Raw genomic sequence first — 5,651 nt, forward strand, 5'->3', positions numbered from 1 at the left:
TGGCCTGTCGGACATGTTAGAGACACTGCGGATGGTTCTGTGCTCATCTGGGGCCGATAACACCAAGGTTCAGCATGTGCACGACGACCAGTTTCCGCGTCATCAAGGCGGATATCCTGCGCCGCATCAGCGGCGGCGAATGGCCGCCGGGCTCGCTGCTGCCGAACGAGCTGGCCTTGGCGCGGGAATTCGGCGCGGCCCGTGCCACAGTCGGCCGCGCCATGCGCGAACTGGTCGACGACGGCATCGTCGAGCGCAAGCGCAAGACCGGCACGCGCGTCCGACCGGTGCCCTTGCGGCAGGTCAGGCTGGACATCCCGCTGGTCCGGGTCGAGGTCGAGGCGCAGGGGTCCAGCTATCGCTATGCGCTGGTTTCCTCGGAGTCCGTGCCGGCGCCGAACTGGCTGCGCGCCCGGCTGGACCTGCGCCAGGGGGCCGAGATGCTGCACCTGGTCTGCCTGCATCTCTCGGACGGCCATCCCTATCAGCTCGAGGATCGCTGGATCAACCTGGGCGCCGTGCCGCAGGCCCGGCAGGCGGATTTCTCGACCCTGGGGCCCAGCGAATGGCTGACGCGCCAGATGCCCTTCTCGGATATCGAGATCAGCTTCTCGGCCAGCGCCGCCGAGCCCGAGCAGGCCCGGCAGCTGAGCTGCGCGGTGGGCGACCCGCTGTTCCGCATCGAGCGGCAGACCTTCTGGGAAGGCCGGCCGATCACCTTCGTGCGCATGGTCTACCGCTGCGGCCACCGGCTGATCGCCCGGTATTGAGGGATGGAATGGGTGATCTGGTTCGTATTTTCTATGATCGTTCTTGAAGGAAGCAGGGGCGGCGGCAACGAAACTGTAACTTTTTTCGTCAAACAGATACCTTGGGGAATCCCTGGCAACGGGATGAGCGGCGGCTCCCCCGCCTTGAAAACAAACGCAACCGCCCTGCCGGCGAATCTTGCGAGGCAGGCAGCAAACGATGGTCAACCTGTTTGCAGAGACCCGCAATGGCAATGTCGCTCTGATCTGGCTGAACCGTCCCAAGCAGTTCAATGCGCTAAACTCGGCGGCCGCGACCATCGGATTTTGCTGCAATCCGCTTGAGCGGCTGCTTTCGGGAGCGCGGCATTGCAGCGAAATCTGCTCCTGACTGACTGGTTTGGGCCGCACCTTGCCTGTCCGGGGGCAAATCGCCCGGCTCAGCCAAACCTGCCACTTGCTGTCCCGCAGCCAGTTGCTCGCGAGTCCGTTGCTGCCGTTGGAGACTGATCCGGCGCAAGTGATCAGCTCTGGATGTTCCGTCCACTGTTCCCAGGTGTGGTCAACCGGCTGTACTCGCCACCGAGCTGCAAGGTGAGCGTCACGTTGCCCGTTACCATGCCGCCCGATCATCCCCATGTGATGCGAACCAGGGCAGGCACCACCATCAACTGACCGTGGGCGACCTGCATCCGCCCTGGCATCGCGGATATCCGGGTTTCTTCGGGGTTCGGGCAGCGGCCTCGCCATCCGCCGTCAGATCGCCCCGGCCAGGTGCAGTCCGAGGCCAGCCAGTGCCGCACCACCAAGCACAAGGCCGATGCCGAGCTTCAGACGGAACACCGCGAGGATCGCCAGCGCCGAAAGGGCCATCGCCCAGGCATCCAGTGTTTCCAGCACCGGAACGCTGGTCGAGACCGGCCCCCAATTGAAAGGCTCGACCTCGCGCCAGACCACATGGATCGCGAACCATATCGCGAGATTGAGGATCACCCCCACGACCGCCGCCGTGACCGAAGCCAGCGCCGCTGCGAGCGCCCGGTTTTCCCGCAGCCCTTCCATGAACGGTGCCCCGAGCAGAATCCAGGCGAAGCAGGGCGCGAAGGTCACCCATGTCGTCAGGATGCCCCCGAGCGTTGCCGCCAGCAGCGGCATGGCCCATCCGGCCTCGCGCATTGCCCCCATGAAGCCGACGAATTGCAGCACCTTGATCAGCGGCCCCGGCATGGTTTCGGCCATGCCGAGACCGTCGAGCATCTCGCCCGGCTGCAGCCAGCCATAGCTGCCGACCGCCTCCTGCGCGACCCAGGCCAGCACGGCATAGGCCCCGCCGAAGGTCAGCACCGCGAGTTTCGAGAAATAGAGCGCGATGTCGGTGAAGACGCTGCCCGGTACCAGGGCGACCAGCAGCGCCACCGGCAACAGCCAGAGCGCGACCGCCGCCCATCCCGCGTGGAAGGCGTTTCTGCGCGCCGAGGGCGGAAGATCAAGCTCTTCGCCAAGGATCGTGTCGGCGTCGCTGACATGTGCGCCACCTGACGAGCCATGCCCGCCGCCGCCCCGGAAGGCCGCAATCCCGACCTTTGTCCCGATCCAGCCGATGGTTGCCGCCAGCGCCACGATCAGCGGGAAGGGTGCATCGAACAGGAAGATGGCCAGGAAGGACGCGGCGGCCAGGCCGAGCATGACGTTGTTCTTCAGCGCACGTTTGCCGATGCGGAACACCGCTTGCAGCACGATCGCCAGCACCGCGGCCTTCAGCCCGAAAAACAGCGCGGTCACAACCGGCACATCGCCATAGACCGCGTAGACCCAGCTCAGCACCATCATGGCGATGAAGCCCGGCAGGATGAACAGCATCCCCGCGATCAGCGCGCCGCGCACGCCGTGCATCAGCCAGCCGATATAGGTCGCCATCTGCTGCGCCTCGGGACCGGGCAACAGCATGCAGAAGTTCAGGGCATGGAGGAATCGCGCATCTCCGAGCCATTTCCGCTCCTCGACCAGTATCCGGTGCATCACCGCGATCTGGCCGGCCGGCCCGCCGAAACTCAGCGCGGCGATCCTGGTCCAGACCCCGGTCGCCTGACCCAGCGTTGGAAATCCATCACGCCGTTTCATGTCGCGCCCCGGCCCGTACCCCTGGCGTTGGTGGGCCAGTTGTGGATCTCGTCCGTGGCATCGCGCGCCCAACGGTAGAAGGCGTCATAGAGCTGCAATCCGGCATCGAGTTGCTCCAGATCGTCGGAATACATCCGCGACAGGCCCAGGGACGCCGCAAGCAGGCCCGCCGCTTCGGGGGCGAGGTCCAGGCGGGCGGTATCCGCCCCGCGCACGATCAAAGCCAGCCGGTCGAGCGCCGGGATGCTCAACCGGGTTTCCTTCAGCAGCGCGTCGAAGGTGCAGTCCTCGCCGCGATGGCTCCAGAACACGCCTTCGACATCGAAGGGCATGGCGCCGAACCGCTCGGCCACTGCGGGGACCTCGGCCGGGGCGACGAACAGAAACACCGCCCGTGGATCGATGAAGCGCCGGATCAGCCAGGGGCAGGCGATGCGATCGATCTTGGGCCGCGCCCGTGTCACCCACAGGCTGCGGCCCTGCGGATCATGGCCGGTGATCTTCGCGGTCGTGACGAGTGGCAGGCCGGCGGCGAGCCATGCCGCCATCCCTCCCTCCAGATACTCGGCTGCGACCCCTTCATGGCGCAGCCAGGCGGCGACGCCCTGACTGCGCCCGTGTCCCTCGGCGCAAAGGACCACCACCGGACGGTCCAGGCTGCGGGCCAGTTCCGAAAGCGCCGCAGGGGCGATTTCATCCTCAGCCAGCCATCGGGCAGAGGGGATGAGACGGGGTTCGGCGTCTCTCGCATCCGCACGGCGCACGTCGAGGACGACGGGGCATCGTGCGGTGCCGATCAGCTTGGCGAGCTTGTCGCAGGTTATGGCGTCAGGCGCAGGCATCTGCGTTCCCTCCATTGAGTGAGTTGTCGGAATGGAACGCGAACTTCGGCTGGCGCCTCGTGGGGCGTCGCAAGACCCCATGCCGGAAAATTCCGACGACGACGATGGAATGTCAAGACGGTTGCCCGACACTGATTTCTTCACCGCAACGAACGGTGGCATTATCCGGCATAGCTGCCATCTCGACGAGAATCTCGCTGCGCCACGCCTGAGGGACAGCTTCATGGAACGCGGCATCGCAGCATGATTTGTACCTGACTGGCAGCTTCGGGCTGACTTTTCCTGGTGGCAGACCAAAGCCGACGGATGATAGGCGCCGCGGCTCCAAACGTGGGGATGCAGCGTTGGAGAACCTTCACCCATACCCGGTTCAGACCTGATCAGTCACTCTTCGCGGCACGATCCGGTTGTATCTCGCGATCTGCCCCCGATATCGCCTATCTCCGGCCTCATGTCGCAGCCTTGAGGTTCAGCCGTTCCTCGAGCTTTGCCGCGGCTTCCTTGCGCTCGCTGTAGCGGTCGGTCAGGAAGGCCGACAGGTCGCGGGTCAGCAGGGTGAACTTCACCAGTTCCTCCATCACGTCGACGATGCGGTCGTAATAGCTCGACGGCCGCATGCGCCCGGCCTCGTCGAACTCCTGATACGCCCTGGCGACCGAGGACTGGTTGGGGATGGTCAGCATCCGCATCCAGCGGCCCAGCACCCGCATCTGGTTCACCGCGTTGAAGCTCTGCGAGCCGCCCGAGACCTGCATCAGCGCCAGGGTGCGGCCCTGGGTCGGCCGGATCGCCCCCATCGACAGCGGGATCCAGTCGATCTGCGCCTTCATCACCCCGGTCATCGCGCCGTGGCGTTCCGGGCTGGTCCAGACCTGGCCCTCGGACCACAGGCACAGATCGCGCAGCTCCTGCACCTTCGGATGCGACGGGTCGGCATCCTCGGGCAGCGGCAGGCCGTTGGCGTGGAACACCCGCGTCTCGCAACCGAAATGCCGCAGCAGGCGCTCGGCCTCCAGCGTGGCGAAGCGGCTGTAGGAGCGTTCGCGCAGCGAGCCGTAGAGCAGCAGGATGCGCGGCGGATGGGTTGCTCGCGGCAGGTCGGGGATCGCGGGCGCGCGCAGGCAGTCGGGCGACAGGTTCGGCAGGTCGGGGATCATGCGCGGGCCTCTTGCGGGGTTGCTTCGGGAAACCAGCGGCGGCCCAGCCACAGGGCGGTGTTGACCAGAAGGATCAGCACCGGCACCTCGACCAGCGGGCCGATGACCGCGGCGAAGGCCACGGGCGAGGCCAGCCCATAGGCGGCAATGGCGACGGCGATGGCCAGTTCGAAATTGTTGCCGGCGGCGGTGAAGGCGATGGCGGTGCTGCGCGGGTAGTCCCGGGCGATCAGGCGGCCCATGGCGAAGCTGACCAGGAACTGAATGGCGAAATACAGCACCAGCGGCACGGCGATCCTGACAGTGTCGAGCGGCAGGCGCACGACATCGCCACCCTTCAGGCTGAACATCGCCACGATGGTGAAGAGCAGCGCGGCCAGCGTGATCGGGCTGATCTTCGGCAGGAATACGTTCTGATACCAAGCGTCGCCCTTGCGCGCGATCAGCACATGCCGGGTCAGGAAGCCGGCGGCGAAGGGGATGCCCAGGTAGATCAGCACCGCCTCGGTCACGGTCCGGAAGCCCACGTCGATCACGCTGCCCTGCAGCCCGAACAGCGGCGGCAGCACGGTCAGGAACAGCCAGGCATAGGTCGAGAAGAACAGGATCTGGAAGATCGCGTTGAAGGCCACCAGCCCGGCGACATATTGCCCGTCGCCGCGCGCCAGCTGGTTCCAGACCAGCACCATGGCGATGCAGCGCGCCAGGCCGATCAGGATCAGCCCGGTCATGTATTCCGGCTGGTCGCGCAGGAAGATCACCGCCAGCGCGAACATCAGCAC

7 protein-coding genes are annotated in these 5,651 nt (G+C 65.8%); 3 read left to right on the plus strand and 4 right to left on the minus strand.

Features of this window, described 5'->3' with window-relative positions; translation table 11 throughout:
• Positions 1–74 precede the first annotated feature (74 nt).
• Positions 75–770 carry a GntR family transcriptional regulator gene (locus AQY21_RS07580; RefSeq protein ID WP_058097110.1) on the plus strand — a complete coding sequence of 232 codons (696 nt, stop codon included), beginning with the start codon at positions 75–77 and terminating at the stop codon, positions 768–770.
• A gap of 199 nt (positions 771–969) precedes the next feature.
• Entirely contained in the window at positions 970–1,140 is a 171-nt protein-coding gene (locus AQY21_RS28985; RefSeq protein WP_161905967.1) for a hypothetical protein, read from the plus strand.
• Between the two features lie 365 nt (positions 1,141–1,505).
• Here the strand turns inward: AQY21_RS28985 and chrA are convergent, their stop codons facing one another.
• A complete protein-coding gene (gene chrA / locus AQY21_RS07585; protein WP_058097111.1) occupies positions 1,506–2,870 on the minus strand; it encodes a chromate efflux transporter in 1,365 nt (454 codons plus the stop codon).
• Complete coding sequence (locus AQY21_RS07590; RefSeq protein ID WP_058097112.1) at positions 2,867–3,712, minus strand: sulfurtransferase/chromate resistance protein; 846 nt, start codon at positions 3,710–3,712, stop codon at positions 2,867–2,869. Before AQY21_RS07590 ends, chrA begins: the two co-directional genes overlap by 4 nt.
• 31 nt (positions 3,713–3,743) lie before the next feature.
• On the opposite strand from AQY21_RS07590, the gene AQY21_RS28575 reads away from it, so the two are divergent.
• The gene (locus AQY21_RS28575) at positions 3,744–3,959 is read left to right on the plus strand and encodes a hypothetical protein (protein WP_152988156.1); all 216 of its coding nucleotides are present in this window, start codon (positions 3,744–3,746) and stop codon (positions 3,957–3,959) included.
• A gap of 202 nt (positions 3,960–4,161) precedes the next feature.
• Here the strand turns inward: AQY21_RS28575 and arsH are convergent, their stop codons facing one another.
• Together arsH and arsB are read right to left on the minus strand one after the other, a co-directional pair.
• A complete protein-coding gene (arsH, locus tag AQY21_RS07595; protein WP_058097113.1) occupies positions 4,162–4,869 on the minus strand; it encodes an arsenical resistance protein ArsH in 708 nt (235 codons plus the stop codon).
• The coding region (arsB, locus tag AQY21_RS07600) for an ACR3 family arsenite efflux transporter (RefSeq protein WP_058097114.1) at positions 4,866–5,651 on the minus strand (786 nt) is incomplete at its 5' end. The genes arsH and arsB, both read right to left, overlap by 4 nt.

The sequence above is a fragment of the Paracoccus sp. MKU1 genome (assembly GCF_001447385.1).
In the GTDB taxonomy this organism is placed as follows: Bacteria; Pseudomonadota; Alphaproteobacteria; order Rhodobacterales; family Rhodobacteraceae; genus Paracoccus.